The sequence below is a fragment of the Allokutzneria sp. A3M-2-11 16 genome, from assembly GCF_024213555.1.
Classification (GTDB): domain Bacteria; phylum Actinomycetota; class Actinomycetes; order Mycobacteriales; family Pseudonocardiaceae; genus Allokutzneria.
This window is the reverse complement of sequence record NZ_JANAVO010000001.1, coordinates 699,950-713,680: the sequence shown is the minus strand read 5'-3', so window position 1 is coordinate 713,680 and position 13,731 is coordinate 699,950. Positions and strand designations below refer to the sequence as shown.

At 70.4% G+C, this 13,731-nt stretch carries 14 protein-coding genes; 5 read left to right on the top strand and 9 right to left on the bottom strand.

All coding sequences use genetic code 11. From position 1 onward, the window contains the following. Window positions 1-241 precede the first annotated feature (241 nt). The 7 genes from NLX83_RS03580 to NLX83_RS03550 all read right to left on the bottom strand — a co-directional run bounded on the left by NLX83_RS03580 (window position 242) and on the right by NLX83_RS03550 (window position 5,731). Window positions 242-1,180, bottom strand: a complete 939-nt coding sequence (locus NLX83_RS03580) for a catalase family peroxidase (protein WP_254233428.1) — start codon at window positions 1,178-1,180, stop codon at window positions 242-244. A gap of 64 nt (window positions 1,181-1,244) precedes the next feature. Continuing rightward, window positions 1,245-2,153 carry an SRPBCC family protein gene (locus NLX83_RS03575; RefSeq protein ID WP_254233427.1) on the bottom strand — a complete coding sequence of 303 codons (909 nt, stop codon included), beginning with the start codon at window positions 2,151-2,153 and terminating at the stop codon, window positions 1,245-1,247. A gap of 7 nt (window positions 2,154-2,160) precedes the next feature. Then, the gene (locus tag NLX83_RS03570; RefSeq protein ID WP_254233426.1) at window positions 2,161-2,481 is read right to left on the bottom strand and encodes an ArsR/SmtB family transcription factor; all 321 of its coding nucleotides are present in this window, start codon (window positions 2,479-2,481) and stop codon (window positions 2,161-2,163) included. A 4-nt stretch (window positions 2,482-2,485) separates the two neighbouring features. After that, a complete protein-coding gene (locus NLX83_RS03565; RefSeq protein WP_254233425.1) occupies window positions 2,486-3,049 on the bottom strand; it encodes a GrpB family protein in 564 nt (187 codons plus the stop codon). A 56-nt stretch (window positions 3,050-3,105) separates the two neighbouring features. After that, entirely contained in the window at window positions 3,106-3,501 is a 396-nt protein-coding gene (locus tag NLX83_RS03560) for a DUF3037 domain-containing protein (protein ID WP_254233424.1), read from the bottom strand. Next, the gene (locus tag NLX83_RS03555; RefSeq protein ID WP_254233423.1) at window positions 3,498-4,313 is read right to left on the bottom strand and encodes a HipA family kinase; all 816 of its coding nucleotides are present in this window, start codon (window positions 4,311-4,313) and stop codon (window positions 3,498-3,500) included. Before NLX83_RS03555 ends, NLX83_RS03560 begins: the two co-directional genes overlap by 4 nt. Then, on the bottom strand, window positions 4,310-5,731 hold the full coding sequence (locus NLX83_RS03550) for an amidase (RefSeq protein WP_254233422.1): 1,422 nt from the start codon (window positions 5,729-5,731) through the stop codon (window positions 4,310-4,312). The genes NLX83_RS03555 and NLX83_RS03550 overlap by 4 nt, the downstream gene beginning before the upstream one ends. A gap of 51 nt (window positions 5,732-5,782) precedes the next feature. On the opposite strand from NLX83_RS03550, the gene NLX83_RS03545 reads away from it, so the two are divergent. From NLX83_RS03545 to NLX83_RS03530, 4 genes are all read left to right on the top strand, one after another. Next, window positions 5,783-6,376, top strand: a complete 594-nt coding sequence (locus NLX83_RS03545; protein WP_254233421.1) for a TetR/AcrR family transcriptional regulator — start codon at window positions 5,783-5,785, stop codon at window positions 6,374-6,376. Window positions 6,377-6,399: 23 nt separating this feature from the next. Further along, window positions 6,400-8,037: an ABC-F family ATP-binding cassette domain-containing protein gene (locus tag NLX83_RS03540; RefSeq protein WP_254233420.1), complete on the top strand. Its 1,638-nt coding sequence runs from the start codon at window positions 6,400-6,402 to the stop codon at window positions 8,035-8,037. 63 nt (window positions 8,038-8,100) lie between these two features. Next, on the top strand, window positions 8,101-9,510 hold the full coding sequence (locus NLX83_RS03535) for a HEAT repeat domain-containing protein (RefSeq protein WP_254233419.1): 1,410 nt from the start codon (window positions 8,101-8,103) through the stop codon (window positions 9,508-9,510). 119 nt (window positions 9,511-9,629) lie between these two features. Further along, on the top strand, window positions 9,630-9,821 hold the full coding sequence (locus NLX83_RS03530; RefSeq protein WP_254233418.1) for a hypothetical protein: 192 nt from the start codon (window positions 9,630-9,632) through the stop codon (window positions 9,819-9,821). Window positions 9,822-9,860: 39 nt separating this feature from the next. Here the strand turns inward: NLX83_RS03530 and NLX83_RS03525 are convergent, their stop codons facing one another. Both NLX83_RS03525 and NLX83_RS03520 read right to left on the bottom strand, forming a co-directional pair. Next, window positions 9,861-12,206, bottom strand: a complete 2,346-nt coding sequence (locus NLX83_RS03525; RefSeq protein WP_254233417.1) for a Tex family protein — start codon at window positions 12,204-12,206, stop codon at window positions 9,861-9,863. 9 nt (window positions 12,207-12,215) lie between these two features. Then, window positions 12,216-13,025 carry a putative RNA methyltransferase gene (locus NLX83_RS03520; protein WP_254233416.1) on the bottom strand — a complete coding sequence of 270 codons (810 nt, stop codon included), beginning with the start codon at window positions 13,023-13,025 and terminating at the stop codon, window positions 12,216-12,218. Between the two features lie 94 nt (window positions 13,026-13,119). Here NLX83_RS03520 and NLX83_RS03515 point away from each other — a divergent pair, with 94 nt between their 5' ends. Continuing rightward, complete coding sequence (locus NLX83_RS03515) at window positions 13,120-13,728, top strand: UbiX family flavin prenyltransferase (RefSeq protein WP_254233415.1); 609 nt, start codon at window positions 13,120-13,122, stop codon at window positions 13,726-13,728. Window positions 13,729-13,731: the final 3 nt, after the last annotated feature.

The window sequence follows — 13,731 nt, the reverse complement described above, 5'->3', positions numbered from 1 at the left end:
ACGCAAATCCCCACTCCCAGGCCGACCGATCGAGGCTCGCACCACACACCTCGCGCGCCTGAACATGTGCCAGGTAGTCCGCCGGTCTTCAAGTACACCGCACCCCCGCCCCAGCGGTCTTTAACGACGACAAACCCCGGAGGCGCGCTGGGGTGTGGTGCGGTTGAAGACGCTCGGGGTGGAGGTGCGTGGTACTTGAAGACACCCTAACTGCGGCGTGAACCGAGGTTGGTGGATCGCGTCAGGTGTTGTGGGAGCGGCGGTCGTAGGAGACCGCGTACGCGTCGTGGCGGAACGCCAGGATCGGGTCCGCGGAGAGCGCGATGCCGTCGGTGATCCGGGTCGGGTCGAAGATCTCCGCCGCCCAGTGCTCCTGGTCGGCCACGGGCGCGGTGATCTCCAGGTGTCCCGCGACGATCTCCTCGCGGTCCGCGGGCCACTCCTTGGTGGCGTCGTCGGTCGGATCGCCCGGCTCGGCCAGCTGCACGCGCAGGGTGAAGCCGACCGGGCCGTCCGCCAGGCGCCGCACCAGTTCTCCGGTCAGGTACTCGGGTTCCTGAGCCGTACCGTCCACTTCGGACAGATCGTGGACGCCGGTGCCGGGTTCCCAGCGGTAGCGCACGAACCGGCGAAGCCCCGCTGCGTTCGTCCACTCGAACGCGTGGATGGCCCAGTAGCGGGCCGTTCCGTAGCTGACCGGGATCGGCATCGTCGCCACCGCTTGGAAACCCGCGGCCGCTTCGGGATTCCGCTGGATGTACGCGGCGACCCGAGCGGGGTCGGTCGTTCCGGTGACAGGGTCCTTTTCCAGTGCTCCCAACAGGTTCAGGAAGTTCTCCGGCGTCGAGGCGAGGAACACCGGGAGGTTCACCGCGACCACGTCCGTCGCCGTGCCGTCCGGCAGGTGGAACTTCACCGCCATACCGCGCCCGGCCCGCGCGCCGTCCAGGGTGTGCGGGCTGCCGTTGGAGTTGGAGAAGCGCACGGTCGCGGGCACCCGCTCGTGCTGGAGGTGGGCCGCGGTGGTCAGCCCCGCCGCGTCACCGCTCGGCGTGAAAGTGGCGTCGAAGCACACGCCGCGCGCGTGCGCCCTGCGATATCCGGGATATGCGCCGGAAACGCGTTCCATGCCGTCGACGACATCGACCGCGAGCGTGGACGTGGTGGGGTGGCTGGTCATGGCCGGAGGGTAAGTGGTTTCCGACGATTTCCCTGGTCAAGATGTCGATAGAGGGGTGTAGCCCTCACCCGGGATTCAATTGCTCGGTGTACTCCGCCGCCAGCTCCTCGGCGCGTCCTTCCGGCCAGCACGGGGTCTCGCCGCGCAACCACTGCGCGAGCAGGTCGATGTGCAGGTGCCACGCTCCGAGCGCCTTCGCCCGCTGGTCGGCCTGAGCCGCGGTTCCGGTCTGCGTCAGCACGAGTCGCGCGCCGCCGTAGCCCTGCCGCAGCTCCCACCGGACGACGCCGCCGTCCCACGAGTACTCCAGCAGCTCGTTCTCCTTGACCGCCGTAACGGGTCCGGCCGGGACAAAGCCGTTGGTGAAGCGCAAGGGCGGCTGCGTGCCGACCGGGGTGGACTCGGTGAGCAGGTCCCAGACTTCCGCTTGCGGCTTGGTGAGGTTGCGCTCGAACCGGACTTCCCAGCCGTCCGCGGTGTCGCGCAGTTCGCCGCGCGCCAGGTCGAACAGGCCGATGTACTCGTCGTGGCGCGGACCGTACGGGGCGGCGTCAGTGATGTCCTGACCGGCGAGAAGCTGGTCCAGCGCGACGAAGCAGCCCTCCCAGCCGGTGGCGAAGCTCGCGGCGCCCGCGCGGTCGTCGAAGACGTGGGTGAACACGAGTACGCAGCCGTCGCCGTCCTCGCGCAGTTCCCACCGCAGCACTTCGCCTTCCCACGTGAAGGCGAACAGGTGTGGCGGCTCGAAGTCGGTGATCGTGCCCTTGGTGGGCGCGCCGTCATCGCCCTCGAAGACGAAGAGGATCGTGGCGCCCTGCTTGAGCTCGGTGTTCATCGCGGCCGGGAACCAGTGCTTGGTGTGGTCGGGATCGGTGATCGCGCGCCACACCTTCGCGATCGGGTGCGCCAGCGGGCGCTCGAAACGCAGCACGTTGCGGCCGTCGACCGCGCTCAGTTCGCCGTTGCGGGCCATGGGTTCCTCACTCGTTCTCGGGCTCGGTCATCACGTCGAGGTAGTCCTCCAGCGCGTCCAGCCGCCCGGCCCACAGCCGCCGGTAGGGCTGGAGCCAGCCGTCCAGCTCGGTGAGCGGCGCCGGGTTCAGCTCGTACCAGCGGCGTTGAGCCTCCTGGCGGACCCGGACCAGCCCGGCGTCCCGCAGCACCCGCAGGTGCTTGGAGGTGCCCGGCTGGGTCAGGCCCAGCTCCTCGCTGAGCTCGCCGACCAGGTGCGGGCGGCTGAGCAGCAGGTCCAGGATGCGGCGGCGGCTCGGCTCGGCGACGACCTCGAAGACGGTGGACACGGCGCTAATGTAACTCGTCAGGCATATAACCGCTAGAGCATGCTCGCAGAACGCGCCCGACGAACTCGGACTTGCCCGCCGTGTACGCCTCGCGGTCCGCGCCGTGGTCCGCCGACAGCCGCTGCTTCAGCTCGGCGTATTCGCTGGCCAAAGCCGTATCGGCGCGCAGTGCGTCGCGAAACGCGATCTGGTCCCGCCAACGGCGATGTCCCGGGGAGACCACGTGCAGGTGCGCGACGCGGTGCAGCCCCGCGGAGTCCGGGCGAATGAAGAACCGTCGCCATGGCCGCACGTCCAGCTCCGGCGGCACTAGGTGCCATCCGTCGTCAATCAGCGGTGCGTGCGCCGCGTCGTCGGTGTGATCGCGCACCGAAGCCATGAGGTCCACGATCGGCTTCGCGGCGAGCCCTGGCACGGCTGTCGAACCAACGTGCTCCACGCCTTCGACCAACCACGGCGCGAGCACCTCAATGAGCCGCGCGCGTTCTTCCGCCGCCCGAGCCGCCCACACCTCCTGGTAAGGCACAACAACCGCTTTTTCGTTCGCCCACGCGGGAAAGCTCGCCATCCCCTGACGCTAGTGCCGTACCCATCAACCCGCACGTGCCCAGCGGACGTGAAGTGTCAGTGGACGGGGAGGACGAGCTGGCGCAGGAGGCGGTCGGCGTCGGCGTCGGGGTCCAGGGTGAGTCCGGTGTGGACGGGGCCCGCGCGGACGACCGTGCTGCGCGGCGCGGTCAACCAGCGGAACCGGCGGCCGATCTCCTCGTCGGCGGCCAGGCCCGCGCGTTCCGAGGCCGCGCAGACCTCCGCGAAAGCCTGCACCGCGCGCCCGATGTCGCCGGGGTCCGCCGTGGGGTCGAGTGCGCGCAGCCGGTCCACGTCCAGGTGCGTCCGCGAACCGAGGTAGTCCAGCCTGCGGCAGTACAGCAGCACCCCGGCGTTGATCGACTCGCCGCGTTCGGCGCGCGGCACGACCTGGAGCACCGCGTACTCGAAGACGTGCCGCCGCTCGGTCACTTCCCGCCGCCCTTGGTCAGCCAGTCCGGCCGGTTCGCCCCGACCTTGGATGGGGTCCGATCCTTCCTGATCGTCGGGTCGGGCAGCCACGCGGTGCTCGCCGCGGCGCGCGCGGCGAGCTGGTCGACGTACGCCGCGCGCAGCTCCGCGGTGTCACCGAAGCCGGGCTCTTCCGCCAGCCAGGCGTCCGGGACATGGGCCAGGGCGGCCTCCAGCAGCTCGCGGGTGACCAGCGGGGCGAGCGCGGCGTCGGCGGCGGCCACATCTGGCGCGAAGTCGATCAACACGTGGTCGCTCGCGTCGTACGGCTTCGCCACCCACGCCTCCCGGCGCGGCCAGTTGTGGTGGAAGGTCAGCGCCGAGCCGTGGTCGATCAGGTGCGGTTTTCCGTGCCAGGACAGCATGTTGGGGTTGCGCCAGGACCGGTCGACGTTGCCGATGAGGCCGTCGAACCACACCACCCGCCCGGCGAACTCCGAGTCGACCGAGAACGCCGTGGGGTTGAAGTCCAGCGCGCCGGGCAGGTAGTCCATGCCCAGGTTGAGGCCGCCGCTGGCGCGCAGCAGGTCCTGGATGTCCTGGTCGGGTTCGCTGGTGGCGAGCACCGGGTCGAGCTCGACGGTGACGAGCTCCGGCACCGGCAGGCCCAGCGCGCGGGCGATGCGCGCGCTGACCACCTCGGCGACGAGCACCTTGCGGCCCTGGCCCGCGCCGCGGAACTTCACCACGTAGGTGCCGAGGTCGTCGGCCTCCATGATCCCCGGCAGCGACCCGCCCTCGCGCAGCGGTGTGACGTACCGGATCGCGGTCACCTGGTCCACGCTTGCTCGCCTTTCCAGCCTGGCGTCACGGGGGTGAAGGTGCCGAACCGCCGTTCGATCACCTCGGCCGCCGACAGGCACAGGTCCTCGCGGAAGCGCGCGCCGATCACCTGGACCCCCATCGGCACACCGTCCACGACTCCGGTCGGCACCGCCACCGCGGGCACGCCGACGAGCGAGGTCGCGGTGTTCAGGCTGATCGACAACGTCGCACGCATGTGTTCCTCCGGGCCGAGCACCCGCGGGCGAGCGGGACCGATCGGCTGTGTGCAGACCGGGCCGACCACCAGCGGGTACCGCTGCTGGAACCGCATCCAGTCCCGGACTATTCCGTGCCGCTCGCCGATGACGCTCACGTAGTCGGCCAGGGAACACGGCGGCATGCGTTCGAAGGACAGCTCCAGGTGCCGGGCGCTCTCCTCGGTCAGCAGCGGCCGGATGCGCGGCCACGACAGCGTGAACTCCGTGCTGATCAACTTCCCGTAGGCGGCCAGGGCGTCCGGGTAGCGCGGCAGCTCGGCCTCCTCGACCGCGTACCCGGCATCGCTCAGCGTGGCGGCGGCTCGCTCGACCTCGGCCCGAATGCCTTGGTGCACACCGAATCCGCCAGGGTTCGCCACCACACCGACCCTGATCGGCGCCTCCAACGGCGGTCCGTCCAACGGCACGGGGAGGGCGAGCGGGTCGTTCGGATCGGTCCCGGCCAGGACGCGAAAAGCGGCACGGAGGTCAGCGACGGTGCGGGCGATCGGCCCGTCCACCGGCAGCAGTTGCGAGGCCAGCGTCGGTTCGGTCCCGGCGACCCGGTGATCGGACGGTAGGCGCCCGTGGCTCGCCTTCAACCCCGCGACGCCGCAGCACATCGCCGGGAGCCGGATCGAGCCGCCGGAGTCGTTGCCCAGCCCGAGCGCGGCCATGCCCGAGGCGACGGCCGCGCCGTCCCCGCCGCTGGTCCCACCCGGGGTTTTGGTGCTGTCCCACGGGTTCACCGTCGTGCCGAAGAGCTGGCTGGTCGTGGCATTGCCGCCGAGAGTCAGGTCAGGCATGTTCGCGCGGCCGATCGGGATCGCGTCGGCCTCGCGCAGCCGCCGCACTTGCGGCGCGTCCGCCTCCGCGATCGCGTGCTCGAAATGGGGCACGCCGTGCGTCGTCGCGGAGCCTCGGACGTCGATGTTCTCCTTCACGGTCAAGGGAACCCCGGCCAGTTCGCCGAGCTGTTCTCCGGCCGCCCTGCGCCGGTCGATGTCTTCGGCCGCGGCCAGCGCCTCGCGCTCCAAGGTCCTGGTGACGGCGTTGACCGCGGGGTTGACCTCGGCGATGCGGTCGAGGTGAGCGCGGATGACCTCGGCGGCCCCCAGCTCTCCGGACCGCACGGCGGCGGCCAGCTCGGTCGCGCTCTTCGTCCACATGGCCGTTAAGATACAACTCTGTATTTGGATGCACTAATGTATATTCGGCACATGCGTCTGACCAGGGAACAGAGCCGCGCGCAGACCCGGGAACGGCTCCTCGACGCCGCCGCCGAGCTGTTCGCCGAACGCGGCGTGAACGGCGCGTCGGTGGAGCAGATCGCCGAGCGCGCCGGCTACACCAGGGGTGCCTTCTACGGGAACTTCGAGGACAAGCACCAGCTGGTCGGCGAGTTGCTGAAGCGGCGGACGCTGCGCGAACTGGAGGAGGTCACGGCCCTCCAGAAGAGCGAGAACCCGTGGGAGGCCGTCCGCGAATGGAACCGCGCGCGGGCCGAGAACCTGACCGGGTGGCTCGCCTTGCGGACCGAACTGATGCTCTACGCGCTGCGCAACGAGGAGATCCGGCCGCGGCTCGCCGAGCGCGAGACGATCGCCCGCGACGCGCACACCCGCACCCTCGAACGGATCTTCGCCGGGAAGAACCCGCCCGCAGATCCGGCCTTCCTGGCGCTGATCCTGCACGCGCTGGAGGACGGCCTGCTCATCCAGCGCCTGCTCTTCCCCGGTGAGATCCAGGACGACGTCGTGGTCGACGCCGTAGAGCTGCTGATCCGGACCTGGACCCGCGCGGCGGAGGGCTGAGCGCTCACGCCATGCTTTTCGGCATGAGCGCCACCCTCGTCGCCAAGGACCTCAGCGCCGGTCACGGCGACCGGATCCTCTTTTCCGGCCTTGATCTCGTCGTCGCGCCCGGCGACGTGATCGGCCTGGTCGGGGTCAACGGCGCGGGCAAGTCCACCCTGCTGAGGACGCTGGGCGGGCTGATCCCGCCGGAGCGGGGCGTCGTCCAGCTCAGCCCGCCGACCAGCACCATCGGCTACCTCCCGCAGGAGCCGGAGCGGCGGGCCGACGAGTCCGTGCGCGCGTTCCTCGGCCGCCGCACCGGGGTGACCGGGGCGCAGGCGGAGATGGACCTGGCGGCGGAGGCGCTGGCGGGCGGGGAGCCCGGGGCCGACGACGGTTACGCGATTGCGCTGGAGCGCTGGCTCGCCCTCGGCGGCGCGGATCTCGAAGACCGGGCCGAGGAGGTCGCCGACGATCTCGGCCTGACGATCAACCTCGACCAGCCGATGGCCTCGCTCTCCGGCGGGCAGGCGGCCCGCGCGGGCATGGCCTCGCTGCTGCTGAGCCGCTACGACGTCTTCCTGCTCGACGAGCCCACCAACGACCTCGACCTGGACGGGCTCGATCGCCTGGAGCGCTTCGTCACCGGGCTCCGCGCGGGCACAGTGCTGGTCAGCCACGATCGTGAGTTCCTAACCAGGACCGTGACCTCTGTGGTCGAGCTCGACCTCGCGCAGCAACAGGTTTTGGTCTACGGCGGCGGTTATGCGTCCTATTTGGAGGAACGCGAGGTCGCGCGGCGGCATGCCCGCGAGGACTACGAGGAGTACGCCGACACCAAGGCGTCGCTGGAGGCCAGGGGGCAGGCGCAGCGGGCCTGGATGGAGAAGGGCGTCAAGAACGCGCGCCGCAAGGCCAAGGACAACGACAAGCAGGGCCGCAAATTCCGTTCCGAGGCAACGGAAAAGCAGGCTTCCAAGGCTCGGCAGACCGAGCGCATGATCGAACGCCTCGACGTGGTCGAGGAGCCGCGCAAGGAGTGGGAGCTGCGCATGGAGATCGCCGCGGCGCCCCGCTCCGGCTCCGTCGTGGCCTCGCTGCGCTCCGCGGTGGTCAAGCGCGGCGGCTTCACCCTCGGTCCGGTCGACCTCCAGATCGACTGGGCCGACCGCGTCGCGATCACCGGCTCGAACGGCTCCGGCAAGTCCACGTTGCTCGGAGCGCTCCTCGGCCGCATCCCGTTGGACACCGGGCACGCCACCCTCGGCTCGGGCGTCGAGGTCGGTGAGATCGACCAGGCACGAGCGGCTTTCGTCGGCGAACAGTCCCTTTTGGACAGTTTCGCCGTCCAGGTGCCGGACTGGCTGCCCGCGGACATCCGTACCCTGCTGGCGAAGTTCGGCCTCCGGTCCCAGCACGTCCTCCGTTCCGCCGTGTCGCTCTCGCCGGGCGAGCGCACGCGCGCCGGGCTGGCGTTGCTCCAGGCGCGCGGGGTGAACCTGCTCGTGCTCGACGAGCCGACGAACCACCTCGACCTGGCCGCCATCGAGCAGCTGGAGTCGGCGCTGGAGTCCTACACCGGAACTCTGTTGCTGGTGACGCACGACCGGCGGATGCTGGACGCGGTTCACACCACCCGGCGGATCGAAGTGGTTGAGGGCCGCGTTCACGATCGTTGACCAGGGGGCGGCATGGAAGCACTGCGCGCACTAGTACGGAAGTGGCCGCGCCGAGGTCGGATCGTGTGGCCGACGCACGCTGACGTCTTCGAGCTGACCGGCCTCGACGGTGAGACCGCGGTGATGACGATCCTGTCCGCCGCGCACGCTGGTGCCGACGCCACCGCGGAAACCTTGCTGGCCCAGGCTGATCCGCGACTCTGGCGGGAGATCGACGCCGCCGCGCGGCGGGACTTGACGGTCGACGCCATGCTCGGGGAGCGGCTGCTCGGCAAGCGGGTGACCGCACTCGACCTGGCCATCGCCGCGTGCTGCCGCCAGGGTTACGCGCGCGAACTGGCAATGGTCGAGTTGTCCACAATGGACAGTCTGCTGGCCGGGCCGGTCCTCGCGCTGCGCGCGGCCGACTGGGTGCCGGAGATCCGTGAGCGGGCGCAGGCGATCTGTGCGGAGCGCCTGGCCGCCGATCCCGTCGCGGCCTTCGCACAGCTCGGCCCGGTGGCGTTCGCGCTGGAGAACCGCCAGGCAGGTGCCTGGCTTCTGTCCGCTGTGGACAGTGCGCTCGCTGATGACCGAGTTCTCGTTGCCGCCATGGGGAATCCGAGCTATCGGATTCGCCGTGCCGCGTACCAGAAGGGTATCGGCGACGGCCGTCTGGACATCGCGGCGCTGAACGGCGCTGCGTTGCGCGACCCCGACCAGGGCAACCGCGGTCTCTGCGCGGAGGCGGCTGCCCGGCTGGCGCGCTTGAGCGGTGATGTCGAATCGATCCGCGTGCTCCTGAACAGCCGCCTGGCGACCGTGCGGGCTGAGGCCGTGTACACCCTCGGCGAGGTCGACACCGCTGTGGACGCCTTGTGCGACCGCAGCGCGGCGGTGCGGCTGGTCGCTCAGATCGTGCTGCGGAGGGCGGAGCGCGACCCCGCCGACCACTACCGCCGCCTCCTGCCCAACCCCTGGGCGGTGGCCGGTCTTGGCGAGACTGGCACGGCTGCGGATGTGGAAATCCTGTTGCCGTGCTTGGAAGAACCACGTGTTCGTACGCGCGTGGAGGCGGCGCGCGCGTTGCGGCGGCTCGGGCACACGGCGACCGAAACCTACGTTCCGTTGCTCGACGACCCCGCGCCGGGCGTCATCAAAGCAGCCGCGACCGCCTTGCAGGGCAACGACTTGGCCGAGGAGTTCCTTTTCGGGCTCGTCGAACCCGGCCGGGCGAAGGCGGTGCGCCTCGCGGGGCACCGCCTGCTCCGCTCCGGGGACACGCTGGCGCGGCTCGTGGCCGACCTGCGCCTGCTGGACGATCCGGAGCTGGGTGTGCTGGCGCGCGTCGACCTGCGCAACTGCATGCGGGAGCTGACGACGTTGTACACCGCGCCGACCGGGGCCCGCGCCGACGAACTCCGCTCGCTCATCTCCGGTGCCCCGTTGGACGCCCGCATCACCCGGCTGCTCCGGTTCTACCTGGCTCTCTGAGTAACTTGGGAACGACAAGATTTCGTTGAATAACGAACAGTGTGCTTGTGCTAACGAGGTGCCCGCCCCTCGGCGATTCCCGGAGCAGCACGGGATTTCCTGATCGCGGGAGCGCAGACATGTTCGGTTGCAAGAAGGCGAAGAGGATCGCTCAGCTGGAAGCGGCGAACGCGGCCCTGGCCGAGCAGCTCCGACGCATCGGCGCGGTCGAGTACGCCCAGCTCCAGGGAGAGATCCACCGCATGCGCGGCGAACTGGGGCAGCTGCGCGAGCTGCACGCGGTCAAGCGTCGCGAGCGCGGCGGGAAATGAGCCGCTGGGGAAGCGCGTTCGCTTCCCCAGCGGACGGAACTACTTGCCGAAGCCCGCGCGGCGGAGGGCGTCGGCCATCGAGCCGCTGCCACTCGCGGGGGCGGGGGACGCGTTGCGCTGGCCGCCACCACCGCCACCACGGCGGGGTGCTCCGCCGCCGCCGCGCGGAGCCTCACGGCGCTGACCGCGCTGGTCGGGCCCGGGGGTGTCCTCGAGGCGCAGCGTCAGCGAGATGCGCTTGCGGGGGATGTCCACGTCGAGGACCTTCACCCGGACGATATCGCCGGACTTGACCACGTCGTGCGGGTCCTTGACGAAGTTGTTCGACATCGCCGACACGTGCACGAGGCCGTCCTGGTGCACGCCGATGTCCACGAACGCGCCGAACGCCGCCACGTTGGTGACCACGCCCTCCAGGGTCATGCCCGGCTTGAGGTCGGCCAGCTTCTCCACACCGTCGGCGAAGGTCGCGGTCTTGAAGGCCGGACGCGGGTCGCGGCCCGGCTTGTCCAGCTCCTTGATGATGTCGGTGACCGTGGGCAGACCGAACGTGTCGTCCACGAACTTCCGCGGGTCCAGGCTCTGCAGCACGCGGGTGTTGCCGATCAGAGAAGCCACCTCGCTGCCGGTGTTCTGCAGGATGCGGTGCACGACGGGGTAGGCCTCGGGGTGCACGCTGGAGGAGTCGAGCGGGTCGTCGCCCCCGCGGATCCGGAGGAAGCCCGCGCACTGCTCGAAAGCCTTGGGGCCCAAGCGAGCCACGTCCTTGAGCGCCTTGCGGGAGCGGAACGGGCCGTTGGCGTCGCGGTGCGAGACGATGTTCTCCGCGAGGCCCTCGCCGATGCCGGAGACCCGGGTCAGCAGCGGCACGGACGCGGTGTTCACGTCGACGCCGACGCCGTTCACGCAGTCCTCGACCACCGCGTCCAGCGAGCGGGAGAGCTTCACCTCGGACAGGTCGTGCTGGTACTGGCCGACGCCGATGGACTTCGGGTCGATCTTGACCAGCTCGGCAAGCGGGTCCTGCAACCGGCGCGCGATGGAGACCGCGCCGCGCAGCGAGACGTCCATGCCGGGCAGCTCCTGGGAGGCGTAGGCCGACGCCGAGTACACCGACGCGCCCGCCTCCGACACCACGACCTTGGTCAGCTTGAGGTCGGGGCGGAGCTTGATCAGGTCACCGGCCAGCTTGTCGGTCTCCCTGGAGGCGGTGCCGTTGCCGATCGCGACCAGGTCCACATTGTGCTGCTCGGCCAGCTTCGCCAGCTTGACCAGCGACTGGTCCCACTGCTGCTGCGGCACGTGCGGGTAGATCACGTCGGTGGCCACGGCCTTGCCGGTCGCGTCGACGATGGCGACCTTCACCCCGGTGCGGAAGCCGGGGTCGAGACCCATCGTCGCGCGGGAGCCCGCGGGCGCGGCCAGCAGCAGGTCACGGAGGTTGGCCGCGAAGACGCGCACCGCCTCGTCCTCGGCGGCCTGTCGCAGCCGCAGCCGCAGGTCGATGCGCAGGTGCACGAGGATCTTGGTCCGCCAGGCCCAGCGCACCGTGTCGCTCAGCCACTTGTCGGCGGGGCGCCCCTTGTCGGCGACGCCGAAGCGCGCGGCGATGCGGACCTCGTAGTCGCTCGGGCCGGTCGGGATCGCCGACGCGTCGCCATCGGGCTCGGGGTCCAGGATGAGGTCGAGCACCTCCTCCTTCTCCCCGCGCAGCATCGCCAGCACCCGGTGTGACGGCAGCTTCGTCAGCGGCTCGGAGAAGTCGAAGTAGTCCGAGAACTTGGCGCCGTCCTCCTCCTTGCCCTCGCGCACCTTCGAGGTGAGACGGCCGCGCGACCACACGGTTTCGCGCAGATCACCGATCAGGTCGGCGTCCTCGCCGAAGCGCTCGATCAGGATCGCGCGCGCCCCGTCCAGCGCCGCCTGCACGTCGGCGACGCCCTTGTCCGCGTCAACGAAGACCGCCGCCGCGGCCTTGGGGTCGGTGTCCGGGTTGTCCAGCAGGCCGTCCGCCAGCGGTTCCAGCCCGGCCTCGCGCGCGATCTGCGCCTTGGTGCGCCGCTTCGGCTTGTACGGGAGGTAGATGTCCTCGAGGCGGGCCTTGGACTCCGCGGCCAGGATCTGCGCGCGCAGCGCGTCGTCGAGCTTGCCCTGCGAGTCGATCGACTCCAGCACGGCTTTGCGCCGCTCCTCCAGCTCCCGCAGGTAGCCGAGGCGTTCGTCCAGCGTGCGCAGCTGCGCGTCGTCGAGCTCCCCGGTGACCTCCTTGCGGTACCGGGCGATGAACGGCACGGTCGAGCCGCCGTCGAGCAGCTCGACCGCCGCGACCACCTGGCGCTCGCGAACCCCGAGCTCTTCGGCGATTTTCTGAGGAATGGACAGCATGGAGATCCTTCACTTCGGGCGGTAGCGGGTCAGCGACACCGACACGGTGGTCTTGAAGTCCTCGGGGAGGGTGATCGTCCTGGTGGACCACGCGCTCGGCCCCATCCCCACGAGCTGGGCGAGCGCGTCGCGGCCCGGCGCGAGGGAGTACTCGACGGACTCCCGGCCGAGCAGGGTGAAGTGCGGGTCGAGCGCCTGGTGCAGCCGCTCGTCCTTGCGGTCGTCCACGGTGAGCAGGCCCAGCTCCCGCACCAGCGAGCCGAGGTGCGCCGGAGTGGGGGTGACCACCAGCAGCTCGCCGTCGGGGTGCAGGACCCTGCGCAGTTCGGGTCCGTTGCGCGGGGCGAAGACGTTGAGCACCAAGGCCGCCGCGCCGTCGTTGACCGGGAGCTCGCGCCACGCGTCGGCGACCACGGCGCCGATCCGGGGATGGGCCTTGGCCGCGCGCCGCGCCGCGAACTTGGACAGGTCGAGCACGATGCCGTCGCGGTCCGGCAGGGTTTCGAGCACCGCGCGGAGGTAGTGGCCGGTGCCGCCGCCGACGTCGAGCACGCAGCCCGGCGGCAGCGGTGCCCGTGCGGCCCTGGCCAGCGCGTCGGAGATCGGGGCGTAGTGGCCCGCGCCGAGGAAGGCGTCCCGCGCGGCGACCATCTCGGCCGTGTCGACGCGGTAGGAGTGACCCCCGGCGAGCAGGCTCAGGTAGCCCTGCCTGGCGATGTCGAAGCTGTGGCCGCCAGCGCAGGAAACGGTGTTCCCAGCCGCCGCGAGTGGCGCTCCGCAATGCGGACACCGCAGGTGTTCCAGGAGTTCGCTGCGCATGACGCGGCGAAGTATATGCGCCGCCCGAACCCCTTCCGAAAACTTCCCGGCGTCTATACAATGCAGTCGCATTATAAAAAGCGTGGAGGCCGCGATGCGCCTGGTAGTGGGGATGACCGGAGCGACCGGTGCCGAGTTGGGCATCCGGGTGCTGCTCGCGCTGCGAGAGTTGGGTGTCGAGACGCACCTGGTGCTGAGCAAGTGGGCGCGGGCCACGATCGAGCTGGAGACCGCCCACTCCGTGCGCGAGGTGCGCGCACTGGCCACCGCCGTGTACTCCGCCGACGACCAGGCGGCGCCGATCTCCAGCGGCTCGTTCCGCACCGACGGGATGGTCGTGGTCCCCTGCACCACCAAGACCCTGGCCACCATCCGGCACGGCACCGGCGACGGGTTGATCAGCCGTGCCGCCGACGTGGTGCTCAAGGAGCGCCGCCGACTGGTGCTGGTGGTCCGCGAAACCCCGCTGAGCACGATCCACCTCGAGAACATGCTCGGCGTGACCCAGGCGGGTGCGACGGTGTTCCCGCCGGTTCCCGCCTTCTACAACGCCCCGCACAGCCTCAACGACGTCATCGACCACACCGTGGCCCGGATTCTGGACCAGTTCGGTCTTGAAGTTCCCAACGCGGCGCGGTGGACCGGGACGGCCGACGCGAAGGCGCAGCGGCTGGTCACCAACGGCTACCCGTACAAGGAGTGAGGG